Source organism: Halocella sp. SP3-1 (genome assembly GCF_003953885.1).
GTDB lineage: Bacteria > Bacillota > Halanaerobiia > Halanaerobiales > DTU029 > Iocasia > Iocasia fonsfrigidae.
In genome coordinates this window covers 3,776,698-3,794,333 of record NZ_CP032760.1, presented here as the reverse complement: position 1 = coordinate 3,794,333, position 17,636 = coordinate 3,776,698, and the positions used below count along the sequence as shown (strand labels likewise).

Annotated in this window: 14 protein-coding genes; 13 read left to right on the top strand and 1 reads right to left on the bottom strand. The window is 32.7% G+C overall.

The features are described from left to right. The first annotated feature begins 116 nt into the window (after nt 1-116). The 8 genes from D7D81_RS18155 (at nt 117) to D7D81_RS18120 (ending at nt 9,713) form a co-directional block, all read left to right on the top strand. Entirely contained in the window at nt 117-1,079 is a 963-nt protein-coding gene (locus tag D7D81_RS18155) for a hypothetical protein (RefSeq protein WP_125991421.1), read from the top strand. Nucleotides 1,080-1,185: 106 nt separating this feature from the next. Continuing rightward, complete coding sequence (locus D7D81_RS18150; protein ID WP_125991420.1) at nt 1,186-2,415, top strand: glycoside hydrolase family 53 protein; 1,230 nt, start codon at nt 1,186-1,188, stop codon at nt 2,413-2,415. A gap of 128 nt (nt 2,416-2,543) precedes the next feature. Further along, a complete protein-coding gene (locus D7D81_RS18145) occupies nt 2,544-3,563 on the top strand; it encodes a LacI family DNA-binding transcriptional regulator (RefSeq protein WP_125991419.1) in 1,020 nt (339 codons plus the stop codon). A 402-nt stretch (nt 3,564-3,965) separates the two neighbouring features. Beyond that, complete coding sequence (locus tag D7D81_RS18140) at nt 3,966-5,282, top strand: ABC transporter substrate-binding protein (protein ID WP_125991418.1); 1,317 nt, start codon at nt 3,966-3,968, stop codon at nt 5,280-5,282. Between the two features lie 82 nt (nt 5,283-5,364). Next, nucleotides 5,365-6,276: a carbohydrate ABC transporter permease gene (locus tag D7D81_RS18135; RefSeq protein WP_205739281.1), complete on the top strand. Its 912-nt coding sequence runs from the start codon at nt 5,365-5,367 to the stop codon at nt 6,274-6,276. Further along, nucleotides 6,269-7,087, top strand: coding sequence for a carbohydrate ABC transporter permease (locus D7D81_RS18130; protein ID WP_125992363.1), 819 nt, complete (start codon nt 6,269-6,271; stop codon nt 7,085-7,087). Before D7D81_RS18135 ends, D7D81_RS18130 begins: the two co-directional genes overlap by 8 nt. A gap of 65 nt (nt 7,088-7,152) precedes the next feature. Next, on the top strand, nt 7,153-8,565 hold the full coding sequence (locus D7D81_RS18125; RefSeq protein WP_125991417.1) for a glycoside hydrolase family 32 protein: 1,413 nt from the start codon (nt 7,153-7,155) through the stop codon (nt 8,563-8,565). A 137-nt stretch (nt 8,566-8,702) separates the two neighbouring features. Beyond that, nucleotides 8,703-9,713: a LacI family DNA-binding transcriptional regulator gene (locus D7D81_RS18120; protein ID WP_125991416.1), complete on the top strand. Its 1,011-nt coding sequence runs from the start codon at nt 8,703-8,705 to the stop codon at nt 9,711-9,713. Nucleotides 9,714-10,139: 426 nt separating this feature from the next. On the opposite strand, the gene D7D81_RS18115 is transcribed toward D7D81_RS18120, so the two are convergent. Then, on the bottom strand, nt 10,140-11,576 hold the full coding sequence (locus D7D81_RS18115; RefSeq protein ID WP_125986144.1) for a DDE-type integrase/transposase/recombinase: 1,437 nt from the start codon (nt 11,574-11,576) through the stop codon (nt 10,140-10,142). A 173-nt stretch (nt 11,577-11,749) separates the two neighbouring features. Between D7D81_RS18115 and D7D81_RS18110 the strand changes: the two genes are divergently transcribed. The 5 genes from D7D81_RS18110 to D7D81_RS18090 all read left to right on the top strand — a co-directional run bounded on the left by D7D81_RS18110 (nt 11,750) and on the right by D7D81_RS18090 (nt 17,623). Then, nucleotides 11,750-12,967: an extracellular solute-binding protein gene (locus D7D81_RS18110; RefSeq protein ID WP_125991415.1), complete on the top strand. Its 1,218-nt coding sequence runs from the start codon at nt 11,750-11,752 to the stop codon at nt 12,965-12,967. Nucleotides 12,968-13,087: 120 nt separating this feature from the next. Then, nucleotides 13,088-13,969 carry a carbohydrate ABC transporter permease gene (locus D7D81_RS18105; protein ID WP_125991414.1) on the top strand — a complete coding sequence of 294 codons (882 nt, stop codon included), beginning with the start codon at nt 13,088-13,090 and terminating at the stop codon, nt 13,967-13,969. Nucleotides 13,970-13,984: 15 nt separating this feature from the next. After that, a complete protein-coding gene (locus tag D7D81_RS18100) occupies nt 13,985-14,830 on the top strand; it encodes a carbohydrate ABC transporter permease (protein WP_125991413.1) in 846 nt (281 codons plus the stop codon). Between the two features lie 19 nt (nt 14,831-14,849). After that, the gene (locus D7D81_RS18095; RefSeq protein ID WP_125991412.1) at nt 14,850-15,959 is read left to right on the top strand and encodes a glycoside hydrolase family 172 protein; all 1,110 of its coding nucleotides are present in this window, start codon (nt 14,850-14,852) and stop codon (nt 15,957-15,959) included. A 101-nt stretch (nt 15,960-16,060) separates the two neighbouring features. After that, nucleotides 16,061-17,623 (top strand): glycoside hydrolase family 172 protein, encoded by a 1,563-nt coding sequence (locus tag D7D81_RS18090; protein ID WP_205739279.1) that lies wholly within the window; start codon nt 16,061-16,063, stop codon nt 17,621-17,623. The last annotated feature ends 13 nt before the right edge of the window (nt 17,624-17,636 follow it).

The following is a 17,636-nucleotide window of genomic DNA, read 5'->3' as shown; positions in this document are numbered from 1 at the left end:
ATTGTTTATTTGTTAGTTACAAATAGAAGGTTGGGTTAGTTAGGTTCATAAAATATTCCGGAAAAATTGGTAATGATTTGTTATAAGTATTAAATAAAAGAAAGGATAGATTTAAAATGAAAAAAATATTATTTATAGGGTTAGTTTTAATCTTGGTTTTGGCTTTTACTTCAATAAGTTTAAGTGCTATGATTACAACTACAGGTGAATTAAAATTTGCTTATTTTATGAAAGAGTATAGTGGTGATGATGCTGACTACACTAAAACTGAACTTGGTCTTTATAATGATATATATATTGCACCACGGGTTTCTGCTAATGTAAATCTTTGGTTGGAAACTAATGGTGAAGAAAAACAAGACTACAATATAGTTGATGATGCCTATGTGACTTATAAAACTGAATCGGGAAATAATTTGCAGGTGGGATATTCCCGTTTTGATACTGCTGGTCCTACTTATGCTTTGGCTGATTTTACTCGTGGATTACTTGGGGGTGATCTTGAACCAGCTGTAAATCTTGTTTATACAGTTTCGCTTAATGATGTTTGGGCGTTTCAAACGGGCTATTTTCATAATTGGGGTGGTAATTGTTATGAAGATTATACAGGTGGTGATGGCAAAGATACTTTACTTGCTCGGAGTATGTATTCGACCAATCACTTTAATCTTAATATTATGTACTTAGATTTTGGAGAAATGGATCAGCAATTTATAAATCCTGCTGGAGAATATATGATTGATGCTACATATACGTGGAGCAAATTCTCAATATATGGTGCTTACATTGCTTATGATTGGGCCTATAATTCTGAAAGAGACTATATGGGTATTGTTGGTTCTACAGTCTCATTGGGTAATTTTTGGCTGAATGTAGATTATGCGCTAAAGACACCAGAGGAGAGTATGTGGACAGAATATCAAGATGGTACCTGGCATGAAACTGATTGGTCTAAAGATAAACCACTTGGTTGTAAAGTGTCGTATTATTTTGGTAATAATACGACATTGGAATATGCTTATGCAACAAATACTGCAGGTAGTGATAAATCCACGTTAACATTAATTGTTAAATTTTAAATATTATAAATATTAATTAGCAAGACCTTTAAATAAATTAAATTTAGAAGTATAGGCGATAAAAAGAGTGAATAATAATAAATAACTTAAAAGGGAAGTGGGTAAGATGAAAAAAATTATATTTAGTTTATTGGTACTGACATTATTATTTTCAATTAAGGTTTATTCTAATAATAATCCAAATATGGTAATGAGTGATGATTTAAATAAGTATTTGAATATAAAAATTGAACCAATAAAAGACTTGTCAAATGATTTTATAATGGGAATGGATGTTTCTATGTTAAAACAAATTGAAGAGAATGGTGGTAAATACTATGATGATAATGGAGTAGAAAAAGATGTCCTTGAAATTCTTAAAGAACATGGTATAAATTATATAAGATTGAGATTATGGAATAATCCAGAAAGTCTAGGAGGTGGTAACTGTAATTTTCAGACAGTTAAAGACTTAGCAAGTCGTGCTAAAAAAATAGGAATGAATGTTTGTTTAGATTTTCATTATAGTGATTTTTGGGCTGATCCGGGGAAACAGAATAAACCTGCTGTTTGGAAAGATTTATCTTTTGAAGAATTAAAAAATGCAGTTTATGATTTTACTTATAATTCGTTAAAGAAACTTGCTCAAGTAGATGCTTTGCCTGCAATGGTGCAGGTTGGAAATGAATTAAATGGTGGTATGCTGTGGCCTGAAGGAAAAACCTGGGGTGATAATGCTGGGGGTTTTACCCAATTTGCTATATTACTGCAAGCGGGTTTAAATGCCGTTGATACAGTTTCTAAAGAAGAGGCGACTGAGATAAAAACAGTGGTTCATCTAGCTGATGGTGGAGATAACGAGTTATATACATGGTTTTTTGATGAACTTATTAAGCGGCAAGTAACAAATTTTGATGTAATCGGCCTTTCTTATTATCCCTATTGGCACGGTACATTTGAAGAATTTAAATTTAACATTAATGGTATCAGCCAAAGATATGATAAAGAAGTTGCTGTTATGGAAACGGGGTATGCTTATACTTTAAAAAATGGTGATAGTCTAGAAAATATGGTAACTCAAAAGGAAATTGATAGAGTCAATAAATATGCTGAGACTAATTATTCTGCTAGTATCAAAAGCCAGGCACAGATACTAAGAAAAATAATAAAGATTGTTAATGAAGTTCCAGATGAAAAAGGAATAGGAGTTTTTTATTGGGAAGGTGAATGGATTCCTGTAGATGGAGCAGGGTGGAAATCAGGTGAAGGAAATGCCTGGGAAAACCAGGCGATGTTTGATTTCAATGGAAAGGTTCTTCCTTCTTTGGATGTTTTTTACAAGGTTTACAATAACTAATTATAAAAGGTGGATGCAGAGGAGTATTAAATTATAAAATATAAGAATAAGCAGGATTTTGAAGCCAAATACAGAAAACTATATATAATCAATTTGATAATTGGGGATTTACTAGTTAGGGTGATAAAATGGCTACAATGGATGAAATAGCAAAAAAAGCTGGGGTATCTCAGGCGACTGTATCTAGAGTTATTAATGGGAATACTTCTGTTAATCCTGCTTTGAGAGAAAAGGTTATGTATTGGGTTAGAAAATTAGATTATCAGCCTAATGCAACAGCACGTAGTCTTGTTAACAATAAATCTTATTTATTAGGATTGATTATTCCGGATATCTCAAATCCATATTTCTCTGAAGTGGTTCAGTCTATAGAAGAAGAGGCTGAGAATAATGGATATAATATTATATTATGTAATTCTAATGGAAGTAGTACAAAAGAAAAGAAGCATATTAAAACTCTGTTAAGTAGACAGGTAGATGGTTTTTTAATTGTTCCTACAAATCAAAAAGATACTTATTTACACAAACTGAAGAGAGATCAAATACCAGTTGTTGTATTTACACAGCAAATGGCTAAATATGATTCTGTTGCAGTTGATCATAAATATGGGGGTTCTCTAGCTGCTAAACATTTAATTGATCTGGGACATACTAAGTTGGGTTTTATTGGTAGTAAGGGTGAAGAAAAATTCCGGGGATATTTAAGTATTATTAAAAAACATGGTTTAAGCTTTAAAGAAGAATATTTTATAGAGAGTTCAGGGTGGTTACAATTAAGTACTCATGATTCTTATAACAAAGTTTGTAATTATTTAAAGAATAAAAAAAGATCTCTTCAAGCAACTGCCTTTTTTGCCAATAATGATCTTGCTGCCTTTGGTGCAATACAGGCTTTTGAAGAATTTGGTTTTTCTGTACCTGAAAAAATAGCTATTGTAGGTTTTGATAATACCTCTTTAGCAGCTATTTGCCGTCCTGCTCTTACTTCAATTGCTCAACCAACTGGTAGTATTGGTTCTTTAGCTGTGGAATTACTGTTAAAAAGGATTAATGGCCAGGCAGAAAAGGATATTGCTAAAATTTTATTAGAACCTAGATTAGTAATTAGGGAGTCTACAACTGGAATTGATTTAAGTAATTTTCTATAAATAGAAGATATTAAATTATAATTTATGAATACGTATTCATATAAGTTAAGGAGTCAGGTTCACTATGTGAATGCTGTTGGTGTGTTAACAACTACAGGTGCAATAGCGTGTATGTGCTATGTCCAGCAAAAAGGCTGTTAATGAGATAATGAATGAAAAAAATATTTAAAATATAAACTTTTGGCAGGAATAATTCAAAAAGTAACGAATATATATAATAAAGAATACGTATTCTTATTATCCTTAAATATTCACAGGGAGATAATAAGTTTATAAGAATATAGTCTTTGTTCATCAAAATTTTAGATATTTGAGGTAGATAAACTTATTAGACGTTTTGGAGGTGATAGGAAAAAAGTAAATTTCTGAAATTCATTACATTATTTCAAGGAGGGTGAAAGAATGATTAGTAAGAGAAAACAGATTATTAAAAGCATTTTGCTAATGATCACAATATTGATAGTTGTTGGTGGAATCTTGGATTTAAAGGTATTTGCTGAGGGGAAAAAGACTTTAGAATTTTTTATGTTAGGTGGTAGGGATGAAAAAATAGTAATGGAGGAGATAGTTAAAAGGTATGAGGTAGAACACCCAGATGTAGAAATAGTTACTACCTGGGAAAGTGGGGATAGGTATTATGATAAGCTAAAAGTAAGAATCGCAAGTGGTAATCCCCCTGATTTAACAAGAATTGTTGTAGAAGAATATCAAGGATTAGCAGAAAGAGGTGCATTTTTGGATATAGCACCTTATATTGAAAAGGCGAAAAAGAAAGACCCAGAATTCAAAGAACAGATGGATGATTATATTGATATATTATTAGATGCAGCTGTATTTAAAGATTCTATTTATGGCTTACCAGCAGATTGGAATGATGGGATAATTTTTTATAATAAGGATTTATTTGACCAGGCTGGTTTAGATTATCCTTCAGATGATTGGACAGTTGAAAAGTTTTTAGAAACAGCCAAAAAACTTACAAAAGATACTAATAATGATGGTAGAATAGATCAGTATGGGTATTTAGTAACAGGAAACTGGTTTGATTGTATTGCTCCCTGGATATATACATTTGGTGGTAGGATTTTAACTGATGACTGGACAAAGTCTGCTTTAAATGAACCGGGGTCTATTGAAGGAATTAGTTTTATAAATGATTTAGTAAATAAATACAAAGTGTCACCCTCACCAGCAGTAATGAAACAAATGGGAGGAGAACAGTTTTTTATGAGTGGGAAAGTGGCTATGGCTCATTATGGAAGATATATGGTTCCAGCATTTAGAAAATTAAGTTTTGATTGGGATGTAGTAGAACAACCAGTAGGTCCAAATGAAAAGCGTGGAGTCCCTTATGGAGTAGCATTTATAAGTGCTTCAAGTAAAACTAAATATCCTGAAGTAGCTTTTGATTTTATTAGATTCTATTCATCTAAAATAAATGTACAGCTTTTTAACGAACTAGGTAATTCAATACCAGTTTTAGAGTCAGTTGTTGAACAAGAAGATTTTATAAATCCTGATAAAGCCCCCAAGAATCAATGGGCCATGATTGAGGAGGTTAAATATGCTAGACTTATACCTTCACCTCCAGGAAATGCTGAAATTATTGAAATAGCTACTTCTAAGTTGGATGAGTTGTTAGTAACAAATGAATTGACTGTGGAAGAGGTTGCTGAGCAAATAACAGAAGAAATTAATGAGATATTGAATAATAACTAAGTAATTAAAAAGGGGCCTCTTTATTTGAGGCCCGTATATTTACTAATTATAAAAACAGATAAGATACGAGGGAGGAATAGACTTGTTGAAATCAGTATATAAAAAATTAGGGAATAATAGTCTTGAAAGAAAGCAGGCAGTTGCAGGTTATCTATTTGTATTACCAAATTTTATTGGGTTTTTAATCTTTATATTTATCCCTGTTTTTGCTTCCTTGATCCTAAGTTTTTTTGATTGGAATCTGGTAAATCCATTAAAGTTTATAGGTCTTACAAATTATTTTTCTATGTTTAAAAGGTCTTTGTTTCAAAAAACTTTTATTAATACAGTTTATTATACATTAGTTACTGTTCCGTTAAGTGTTATGTTTGGATTATTACTAGCGGTACTTGTCAATAACATTAAAAAAATGGCTATTGTTTATAAGTTTATCTTTTTTCTGCCATACATTATACCTACAGTTGCTGCAGCCTTAATCTGGCAAACTATTTATATGCCCAATTATGGTATTTTAACATACTTATTAGACATTTTTAATATAACATCACCACCGTGGTTATCTAATCCCAATTGGGCTATGCCAGCAATTATTATAATGAGTGTGTGGAAAAATATTGGTTTCACCTTTATTATATTTTTAGCTGGATTACAAGGTATTCCTAATAGGTACTATGAAGCTGCTAAAATTGATGGAGCAAATGTAATTCAGCAATTTTTAAAAGTTACTTTGCCCTTATTAACACCAACTATATTTTTTACTGTGGTCATTAGTATGATAGATTCCTTTAAAGTCTTCGATCAGGCTTTTATTTTAACACAGGGTGGACCAGCTGATGCTACTAAAACATTGGTATATCATATATATAATGAAGGATTTAGATATTTTAGAATGGGATATGCAAGTGCAACAGGTTGGGTTTTGTTATTAATAATTTTTATTCTAACATTAGTACAATTTAATTATCAGAAAAAGTGGGTGACTTATGATGTCTAAGTTGTTGACCATCTTAAAACATATAGTGTTGCTATTATTTTTAGTAATGGTTTTAGGTCCATTCCTATGGTTGTTAGGTACAGCTTTTAAAGATTTTGGTGATGTTTTTACCTATCCACCCCGAGTATTTCCTGAAGATATAAGATGGGCCAATTTTTCGGAAGTCTTTAATAGTTTTCCAATGATAAGATTATTGTTAAATAGTATAATTGTAACTACTGGTCGTACTTTAGGAATTTTAATTACATCATCTATGGCTGCTTACGCTTTTGCCAGATTGAAATTTCCAGGAAGAAATAAAGTATTTTTACTTTATTTGTTGACCTTAATGGTTCCCTTTCAAGTAGTAATGATACCACTTTTTATAATAATGAAATATTTGGGATGGGTAGATTCTTATCAGGCACTAATTTTTCCCGGGATGTTTAATGCTTTAGGGGTTTTTTTGTTAAGGCAATTCTTTTTAACCTTACCAAGAAGTTTAGAAGAGTCTGCTTTTATTGATGGAGCATCTTATTGGACTATCTTTACTAGAATAATTCTACCTTTAGCTAAACCTGGTTTAGCTACTCTTTCAGTCTTAAGTTTTTTATGGAGTTGGAATGATTTCTTATGGCCGTTAATAGTTATTGACTCTATGGAGATGAATACCATAACCTTGGGGATAGCTAAATTTCAAGGATATTATTATACAGAATGGAACCTATTAATGGCAGCAACTGTTATAGCTTTAATACCAACAATAATTATTTATATGTTAGCTCAAAAGTATTTTGTAGAAGGGATAGCTACAAGTGGAGCTAAATATTAGTCAATACATTATAATAGAAAATTTTAAAATTCATAGAAAAATTAATTATATAGGAGATGATTTAGATGAGTCATGCTAATGAAGTACATTTTGTTAATGATCAACAAAGACCTGCATTTCATATGATGCCACCTGCAAATTGGATGAACGATCCTAATGGGCCTATTTATTATAAAGGAGAATATCATTTATTTTATCAATATAACCCTGCTGGGGCTTTTTGGGCTAATATGCACTGGGGTCATGCAGTTAGCAAGGATTTAGTTCATTGGGAACACTTACCTATTGCACTGACCCCTTCAGAGTCTTATGATAAAGATGGTGTTTTTTCTGGATGTACTGTTATAAATGAGTCAGAACCAACTATAATCTATACTGGTATTCCAGATCTTGAAAAGAAAATAGAGGTTCAATGTATTGCTACTAGTAAAGATATGATTAACTGGGAAAAATCTAATAAAAATCCGATTATTGATGCCCTTCCTGGAGAATTGGAAACGACAGGTTTTCGGGATCCTTTTGTCTGGAAAGAAGAAGATAATTGGTATATGATTCTTGGTTCTGGAATAAAAGGGGTTGGGGGTGCAATTTTATTATACAGGTCAAAGGATCTAAGAGAATGGGAATATATAAATCCAATTTATATTGGGGAAGATGAAGAACTAGAAAATATGTGGGAATGTCCAAATTTTTTTAAGTTAGAAGATAAGTATATATTGGTGGTTTCACCATATGGTAAAGTTGTTTACTGGATTGGCAGCTATGAAAATTATAAATTTATTCCTGAAAAAAAAGGATATATTGATTTAGGTGATTCCTATTATGCTCCAAATAGCTTTATAGATGACAAGGGAAGGAGAATCATGTGGGGTTGGCTGAAAGAGCAGAGAAGTAAGGAAGTTCAAAAAGCAGCTGGCTGGTCTGGTGTAATGTCAGTTCCCAGAGAAATTTTCTTACATAAAGATGGTAGTCTGGGTATGAAGCCAATTGAGGAATTAAAAGTTCTTAGAGGTGAACATAAATGTTTAAGTGATATACCTATATCAGCTGATTCTACAAATTTATTAGATAATGTACAGGGGGATAGGTTAGAAATCATTGCTGAATTTGAGAAAGGGGATGCTAGTTCTATAGGGCTAGTTGTCCGAAAATCACCTGATAATAGTGAATATACAGAGATAATTTGTAATATTGCTGAACAAAACTTATCAATAAATACTAAGAACTCTAGCCTTGCAAAGGAAGTTGATAAAGGGGTCTTTGGAGATTGTTATAATTTTAACGATGATACTGATGGATTAGTAAAGCTTCATATTTTTATAGATAAGTCAGTAATTGAAGTATTTGTTAATGAAAGACAATGTGTGACTGCCCGGGTTTATCCTACTTGTGGTGATAGTTTAGGTTTGGGCCTTTTGGCCTGGGAAGGGAAGGCTAGATTGAAAGATATTGATATATGGTGGATGAAGAAAATTTAGTAAGGTTTTAAAGAATAATTTTAAAGTTTTTTTATAAAAAAGAAGGAATTTTTATAGATAAATAGAATATGTTTAATATAAGTAAACGTTTCCGAGCATAAAAATAATTCATATGATATGAAATTTGGAGGTATGTAATGGTTACTCTAAAAGATGTTGCTGAGAAAGCAGAGGTTTCAATTGCTACAGTCTCTTCTGTAATCAATGATAGTAGACCTGTTGCTAAAGAGACCCGTGAAAAAGTATTACAGGTTATTGAAGAAATGAATTATAGACCTAATTCTGTAGCGCAAGCACTAAAAAGTGGAAAGACAAAAAGGATTCTTTATATAGTTCCTTCTATTACTAACCTGGTATTTGCACAATTTATTAATGAAGTACAACATGCTTTGACAAAACAGGGTTATGATCTTATATTATTAAATAATGAAGCTAGAAGTGATTTAACAAAATCATATCTGAGTATAATTAGACCATCAAATATCGATGGAGTAATTATGACTCAAACTAGAACATGTGGTAGAATAATTGCTGACAAGTGTAGAGATGAAGGTATTCCATTTGTTGTCTTGTTTGAACCTAATATATTTGAAGATACAAGTATGGTAATTACAGATGAAGAGCAGGGTATGGCTGAAGCAGTAAAACACCTTATTTCTTATGGTCATGAAAAAATAGGTTTTGTGATGGTTAAAGATAGTAGGAACCAGGCCAAAAGATATCAAGGGTTTCTGAATGCCTTAGAAGAAAATAATATTCAATTCAATGAAAACTACTTGATTGAGTGTTCTGACCATGATGAAAGGGATGCATATGCTCATATAAAGAGTTATGTAGAACAACAGGGATTAGATTTTACTGCCTTAATTTGTTGTAATGATTTTTTAAGTCATGGTGCGATAAAGGTTTTTAGAGAGTTACAAATCAAAATACCTGAAAAAATTTCAATCATAGGATATGATGATTCTATCGCACAATATATATATCCACCATTAACATCTGTATCTTTACCCAAAAAGAAGCTTGCAGAGACTTCAGTAAAGATGCTGCTTAGCAATATAAAGAATGGTAATGCTGAAAATAAAGTAATAAAATATCCCCAGAGATTAGTGGTCAGAAGTAGTACCTATATAAATAAAGATCTATAATGCACTCCTAATTTTATAGTAAACGTTTACCATAAAATTAGAACTATATATAAAAACCAAGAAAATTACAAAAACGTTTAAGGGGGGGTGAAAGGCAGAACTGAATACGGAAGGGATACAAAGTGAAGAAAGAAAATAAAAATGGTAGTGTCAAAAAATCTATGAAAAAGTGATGTTGGAGACAGATTTTAGTCTTTTAAGTAATTTTTACTGGTTGGATCGTTGCATAACCCTTGACAAACACCATCCAAATGCTGCTGGTAAGTAGCCGAGGTTGAAGGGGATGGATATAAAGAGCATAGCAAATTAGCCAACCCTCGTACTTCAATTTTAGCATTTGTCTGGTTCGGTTTGTAAAGGGTTCGCTTCGCCAATGCTTAGATAAAGCTTTTAGCTGCCTCGGGTTCTGCTAAATAGATATAAAGATTAAGCAGAATGCTGTTGCTCGTAGAGTATATGCTCTTGAGCTAGTTCAATCAGCTTGCCCCATCTTGCAGGCATGTTAGGCAGATTAATAAGCTGAGGTACAGTTACAGGTACTTTTTTCTCTAGAGCTGAATGTGGTCTTAAGAAATTGAAGTATGCTGCAAAAAGGTTCACGTATGATACTGATCCTTTAGAAGACTTAAAACCACATCTTGATCTGTAGCTTTTTTTAAAAGTTCTATTGAGTCTTTCAATAATTTGTTTTAGAGGTCGATTTTCCTTTGAGACAGGGTCGTCATTAGTAAGGCCGAGAACCTGGGTGATATCAAAATTAATACCCTGTTGATAGAAATAATGTTTAGCCAGAAGATAGATAGGATTACCGTCAACTACGAAGTTGAGGTTATCAGGGATAGTATCCATCTTAGTAAGGACATCATTAATAGCTTTAATTGCAGAAGGTGTATCTCTATTAGGTGAGACATGGTAAGATAGAATAATCTTTTTCACAGCATCAAAGAAGAAGAAAATATACTGCCACTTGCCATAAACCTTAATGTAGGTTTCATCACCACAGAAAGAGTCAGAAAGCTCATAAGGATAATTATCTAAATAGGGTTTAACTAGATAACCAACTGAATCAGCATAGTTAATTACAGTTTGATGAGAGATATTAACATTATGAACATCTTCCATGATAGCAGCTACGTTGCGAGAAGAAAGACCATAATTAACATAGTAAGTAAGGATTAACCCCAGAGTATGTGGTGAAGAATGTATTCCTGAGATATCAACTTTAGGTAAATCTGGAGACTCCTTGCTCAATGGTTGAAAGTCAAAGTCAAATTCTCTGTAAATGTATCTAACTTTAAACTTATGGGGATATTTTTTAAAGTGTTTTTTCTCTTCTTTACTCATGGATCTAAGGTTTTTAAGATAAAAAGAGCAGTCATCATTCTTGCATTTGTAGATATAGAAATTCTTACGCTCTTTAATTTGTTCTAGAGTACGAGAGCAATGGGGACACCTAAAGATAACAGTTTTAGAAAAGCGATTTTTATCATTAAAATTAGTCTTACAAATTTTACAGAGATATTGACCACGACCACCAGTATTATCATAAAGATAAATATGTGGGGCACCACATCTTGGGCAGGTCATAGACTCAGGAACTTTGTATTTGGCGTTACGGCGTCTGACAGGTTTAAGAGGTTTACCATGTTCCTGTTCGTAAGCAATTATTAGTTTTTGGTAATCAAGCTTTTCCAGGACTTCAATAATGGGTAAATCATCAACTTGAAGATGATGATATTTCTTGCTGATGGGAATCTCATCTTTGGGCATGAAGTCTTTACTAACAAGTAAAGTCAAGAGATAGCAAATAATATGATATTGAATTTGAATATAAGTAAGTAAGACATTAATAATTTGTTTCAAAGTTTGTCACCGCCTTTTCTATTTGTGGTTTAAAAAGGTAAATAAGCAACCTAAATATACCTCAAAAAGAGGGGGGTGACAAGTATTTAAGATCAAATCCCTACTATAATAGGGTTTTGACAATATATTTTAAAATATTTTTGACATTACATAAAAATTTTGGAGGTTAAAAAATGAAAAAAAGAATTATTAAATTACTGGTTATTTCTTTAATAGTAAGTTTTTTTGTTGGAGGGACAGTATTAGCTGATGAAGAATATGATTTAACTCTATACAGTATTATGACAACTAATGTTAATTTTGATGATTGGCTTGCAGATGTAGAAACAGGTACTGGTTTAAATATTAGGGTAATTGCAGCTCCAACCAATTCTGATACCCGTCAACAGAAGGTAACAACAGTTTTATCATCAGGTGATAGTAGTATTGATATTTTGGAGATTAATGATGAAATGGCGGCATCTTTCAAAAATACAGGCTGGCTTGAACCATTGCAGGATAATGTACTAACAGAAGATATTATTGATTATTTTCCTAAAGGTTATCTTGAAGATATGATAACATCCAGGAATGGAGATATTATTGGTGTTCCTGGATATAGTGGATACTTAGCATTTTGGGTTGACCAAGAAAAATTAGTTAAGTATGGATTTGAATCAATTGATACTAAAGAAGATTTCATAGCTTTTGCAAAGGCTGCTACAGAAGATGGCAATTATGGTTATGGTGGCTCATGGGAAAAGACTTATGTTTTTAATGAAATTGGTACATTTGTGAATTTGTTTGGTGGAGATTATTTTGATTGGACAAATCCAGCGAATAAAGAAGCGATTCAGTTTATGTATGATATGGTTAATACCTGGAAAGTTACACCTATAGATCAAATTGCAGATAAATACGAACAGATGAACCAGAAGTTTATTGATGGCAAGTATGCTATGTTATTTATGTGGGGTACTGGAACAGATTACAGAAATGCGGGAAGGTATGGTGAAGACCAAATTCATATGGCTTTAATGCCTAAATTTGAAACCAGAAGTGTATTTACAGATTCCTGGAGCTATGTATTAAACTCAGCATCAAGAAATAAAGATGCTGCTGTAAAGTTTTTAAACTATATAGCAGGAAAAGAGGGTATGCTTAGTGCTTGGGAAAACTTTGATAGGTATCCAGCACGTTCAGATGTAGCTGCTACATTACCAAGAAATGAAATTACAGACATGTATAAAAAATATAGTGAAGAGACAATTGTTAGAGGACGCCCAATGGTTCCTCAGACAATGGAGTTCATCTCAGATATGGGAACTATATTCCAACAAACTATGCAGGGAAAAATAAGTGTTGATGAGTTTTGTGAAAAGGCACAAGAATACGTAGATAGATATAAATAATTAGATTGTTTATATTCATATAATTAGTATAATTTATAAAAATCAATAAGCGGGCTGTAAAAAATGCCCGCTTATTGATTATAATTAAACTATTTACTCTTAAAAATAAGGAGGATTTGTATGCATACTAAAAGAAGTTTAAACCGCCTATGGATTGCATGGATATTAGTTATACCCGTCTTATTAGTTAGAGGGTTTACTATTATCTATCCTATTTTTGAAACATTTAGAATTAGTTTTTATGATGTTCGTCTATTACGCGGGATTAATGAATTTGTAGGCATTCAAAATTATATAGATGTTTTTCAGGATCCAAAAGTATTAACTTCTTTAAAATTTACTGTAATATTTGTTGTAGCTTCTATGGCTTTGCATATTATATTAGGAGTTGCACTTGCTTTGATTTTAAATATGAAATTTATGGCGAAAAAGTTCTTAAGAACTATTGTTTTAATTCCCTGGGCTATGCCTATGGTTGTTATAGGTATGGCTGCAAAATGGGGATTTAATAATGATTATGGATTGGTAAATAACTTTATCAGATTATTTATACCTAATTTTGAATTGAGTTGGTTAATCCATACGAATACAGCGCGTGCAGCAGTTGTTGCTATGGATATATGGAAAGACTTACCTTTTTTTGCTATTTTGGTACTTGCAGCACTGCAATTCATACCAGAAGAAATATACGAAGCTGCAAGGGTTGATGGTGCAGGAGCCATACAGGCGTTTTTCAAAATTACTTTACCATTAATAATGAAGAGTATATTAGTTTTGTCTATTCCTTTTACAATGTGGAGACTTGCTTCTTTTGATATTGTATATGCCATGACTTCTGGTGGACCAGGAGATGATACATCATTAATAGCTTATCGAATAACAACAGAGGCCTTCACGAATCTTAATTTAGGATATGGATCAACATTAGCAATTATACTTTTTTTCGTAATGGTTATATTGAGTCTTATTAATATATTTATAGTGAATAAAAAATTCAATTAGGAGGGGGAATGAAAAATGATTTTTAATAAAATAAAAAAAATATTAAATAGTGGCCTAAAATGGATATTAGCACTTACTGTCTCGTTTATTATTTTATTTCCACTATATTGGATTTTTATTTCTTCAATTACACCTGCTGGAGAATTATTTAAACAACCAATTGATTATTTACCTGATAATCCAACAATATCTAGTTATATTTATTTAATTTATAATGTCGGTTTGATAGAAAAAGTAGTAAGTACGTTAATTATTATTGGAACTACTCTTATAATTGGTACTATTATTTGTGTTATGGCTTCTTATGGTTTTGCTAGGTATAAAAGTAAGGGGCTATCGATTGCATTTATGTTAATTTTGTTTTCTATGCTAATACCTAATGTTGTAACTGCAAGGCCACTATATGATTTTATGAGGAGAGTAGGATTATATGATACCTATACTGGCTTAATTATTTTGTATATTAGTAAGATTATTCCGTTTACAATTTTAATTTTAAGGAATTTTATCTCCGAGATACCTATATCTATTGAAGAGGCAGCAGCGATAGATGGAGCTACTTTTTTACAGAAGATATATCATATAATTCTTCCACTATTAAAACCTGCTATTGCAATAGTTGCAATAACTAATTTTATTACATGTTTAAATGAGTTTTTTATTCCTTTATTTTATGCGAACAATATTCAGGTATTATCAACGGCAATTACACAACTCCCTCTTAAAGATAATATGTATTCAGTACCATGGGATTTAGTGAGTTCTATGGGATGGATTATTATTTTACCAATAATTATATTTGTAGCAATCTTTGAAAAACAAATAATGGATGGAATTATGGCTGGAGGCGTAAAAGCCTAATTAGAAAGGAAATAAAACAATGTTTAATAATCTATTTATGAATGGTTTAAGTACATTACCACTAATGAATAATGGAAAAAGTCGTGCAATTACGGCAGAAAACCCACATGGAGAAAAAGGAAAAGGTGGTATGGCAGCAAGCAATTTAGGGAAATCCAGAAAAGGCTCACCATGTCTTAGAGGATTAGCTCCTGGGAGTACTACCACTTTAGCTGAAATAGAAGGTCCAGGTATTATTCAATATATCTGGATCACTGTTACAGATAAAACTGAGGCAGATTATTTTGTATTAAGGGATCTAGTAATAAGGTTTTATTGGGATGATGAAGAGGAACCATCTGTAGAGAGTCCTTTAGGGGATTTTTTCTGTAATGGTTTTGGTAGAGGTTGTATTATAAATTCAATGCCGATTGTGGTCAACCCTACCAGAGGTATGAACTGTTATTTCCCAATGCCATTTAGGAAAAAAACAAGGATTACAATTGAGAATCAACATGAGGTTGAAGTACCTGCTTTCTTTTATCAGATAGATTACTGTTTGTATGATGAATTACCAGAAGAAACCGCTTATTTTCATGCGCAGTGGAAACGGGAAAGATTGACAGAAAAACAAAAAGACTATACTATTTTAGATGGAGTGAAAGGTAAAGGACAGTATATCGGCACTTATATAGCCCTTACAACACTTGAGAGATACTGGTGGGGAGAGGGTGAGCTTAAGGTTTATCTGGATGGAGATGAAGATTACCCAACTATTTGTGGAACAGGTATGGAAGATTACTTTGGTGGAGCCTGGAGTTTTGCCTTACAGGAAGATGGCAAGACTGTAGAAAATACATACTGTACTCCGTTTTTAGGTTATCCATATTATTCACACCATGATGAAGAAGTCCACAATTTATATCATAATGATGATTGTCCTCCGATGAGGGGATTTTATCGCTGGCATATCATGGATCCCATTCGTTTTGCGGAGGACATTAGGGTTACTATCCAACAGATTGGTGTTAATCATAAAGGTCTTTTTGAAAGACAGGATGACCTTGCCAGTGTAGCCTATTGGTATCAAGCTGAACCTCATACCCCTTTTGTTCCTTTGATGAAGAAAGAAGATAGATGGCCTAGATAGAAGTGATTTATGTATTTAGAAGTTTAAGTAAGTTTATTATGAGATGACAATTTGTGCTGGAAAAAGTGGGATTACCTAAAAATAATGAGGAGGGCATGGCAGTGGAATATAAAGATATTGTACAGCGGTTAATTAATGTAGAAAAACTCGCTGAATTACCATTTGAGGGGGAAAAGTGTAAGCAATGGTCCAGTTATGATAGACGCAGTAAATATGATAGTGAAACAGATAGTTATATTGGCTGGGGGGCTAATGCTGATGGTGATGGTATTATCCGTCAAGAGGGGGAAGAACAGGTTATAGCTGAAATAGATGGACCTGGAGTTATCTGGCGGGTCTGGTCTGCTGATCCAAAAGAGGGACATATAAAAATATATATTGATGATGCAGAAGAGCCTGTACTGGATATGCCTTTTAAAGATTATTTTGATAATAGTAAACCACTTTTTAATTTTCCTGAATTAGTTTATATAAAGGCCAGGGGGTGTAATAATTATCTTCCTATAACTTTTCAGAAATCATGTAAGATAACTTTAAGTGAAGAATGGGGAGCTTATTATCATGTCACTTATGGTGAATTCCCTGAGGAGTCTAAAGTTCCTTCTTTTAAGGGTAAATTTAATGAAGAAGATCGTAAAGCATTACAGGAAGTGAATGATAATTTAAAAGAAAAAAGAGAAAACCCCTTTATTTTTGATGAAGATGAAGAAGTCGAAGAAATAGAGATAAAAGTAGGACCTGGAGAAACAGTAGATATATGCAGTATAGATATTAGTTACATTGATGAATGCAGAGCCATAACCTCATTGCAGGTTAAGATGGATTTACCTACAGGCCTTATTGCTGAACGCAAACTGCTGCGGGAATTGGCTATTAGTATCTATTGGGATAATGAAGAAGAAGCATCTGTCTGGAGTCCACTGGGTGACTTTTTTGGTACAGCGCCGGGTGTTAATAGATATTGTTCCCTAATGATGGGTATGAGCGAAGAAGGTTTTTATTCCCGCTGGTTTATGCCTTTTAGTGATAATGCTTTATTACAATTAAGTAACGATAGTAAAGAAGAGCAATCTGTAAGATTCATAATTACTCATAAACCCTTATATGAAAAGATTGAAAAGTTTGGACGTTTTCATGCTAAGTGGCACCGTGATGTCTTGTTGATAGAAGCTGAAGATAGATGGCCAGATTGGCCTTTTTTGAGGACAGAGGGTAGAGGTCGTTTTTGTGGTATTCATCTTCATATCTGGAATCCAGTTTGGGTGGAACACTGGCAAGGTGCCAAACCTGGTGACTATTGGTGGGGTGAAGGTGATGAAAAATTCTTTGTCGATGGGGAAAAATTCCCTTCTACATTTGGAACTGGTACTGAAGACTATTTTGGCTATGCCTGGGCCTGTCCAGATCATTTTGACAGTGCCTTTCACTGTCAGACTTTAAATGAAAATAATAGTAATGGTAATATCTCACTGCTAAGATTGCAAGTAGCCGATAATGTCCCATATCAAAAATCATTTGAGGGTGTTTTTGAAAAATATTATCCTAATGAATGGGAGGGTAATGCCACTAAATATGCAGTTACTGTTTATTTTTATCAAGCTGCTGCAGGCAATGATCCATATCAAGCAGTGCCTGTAGGTGAACGGGTAGGATATTTTAAGTAAATATTTATAAAAA

Bases quoted from the DNA above. Each gene is read 5' to 3' on its own strand.
- D7D81_RS18155 (WP_125991421.1), top strand. From the start codon at position 117: ATGAAAAAAATATTATTTATAGGGTTAGTTTTAATCTTGGTTTTGGCT.
- D7D81_RS18150 (WP_125991420.1), top strand. From the start codon at position 1,186: ATGAAAAAAATTATATTTAGTTTATTGGTACTGACATTATTATTTTCA.
- D7D81_RS18145 (WP_125991419.1), top strand. From the start codon at position 2,544: ATGGCTACAATGGATGAAATAGCAAAAAAAGCTGGGGTATCTCAGGCG.
- D7D81_RS18140 (WP_125991418.1), top strand. From the start codon at position 3,966: ATGATTAGTAAGAGAAAACAGATTATTAAAAGCATTTTGCTAATGATC.
- D7D81_RS18130 (WP_125992363.1), top strand. From the start codon at position 6,269: ATGTCTAAGTTGTTGACCATCTTAAAACATATAGTGTTGCTATTATTT.
- D7D81_RS18125 (WP_125991417.1), top strand. From the start codon at position 7,153: ATGAGTCATGCTAATGAAGTACATTTTGTTAATGATCAACAAAGACCT.
- D7D81_RS18120 (WP_125991416.1), top strand. From the start codon at position 8,703: ATGGTTACTCTAAAAGATGTTGCTGAGAAAGCAGAGGTTTCAATTGCT.
- D7D81_RS18110 (WP_125991415.1), top strand. From the start codon at position 11,750: ATGAAAAAAAGAATTATTAAATTACTGGTTATTTCTTTAATAGTAAGT.
- D7D81_RS18105 (WP_125991414.1), top strand. From the start codon at position 13,088: ATGCATACTAAAAGAAGTTTAAACCGCCTATGGATTGCATGGATATTA.
- D7D81_RS18100 (WP_125991413.1), top strand. From the start codon at position 13,985: ATGATTTTTAATAAAATAAAAAAAATATTAAATAGTGGCCTAAAATGG.
- D7D81_RS18095 (WP_125991412.1), top strand. From the start codon at position 14,850: ATGTTTAATAATCTATTTATGAATGGTTTAAGTACATTACCACTAATG.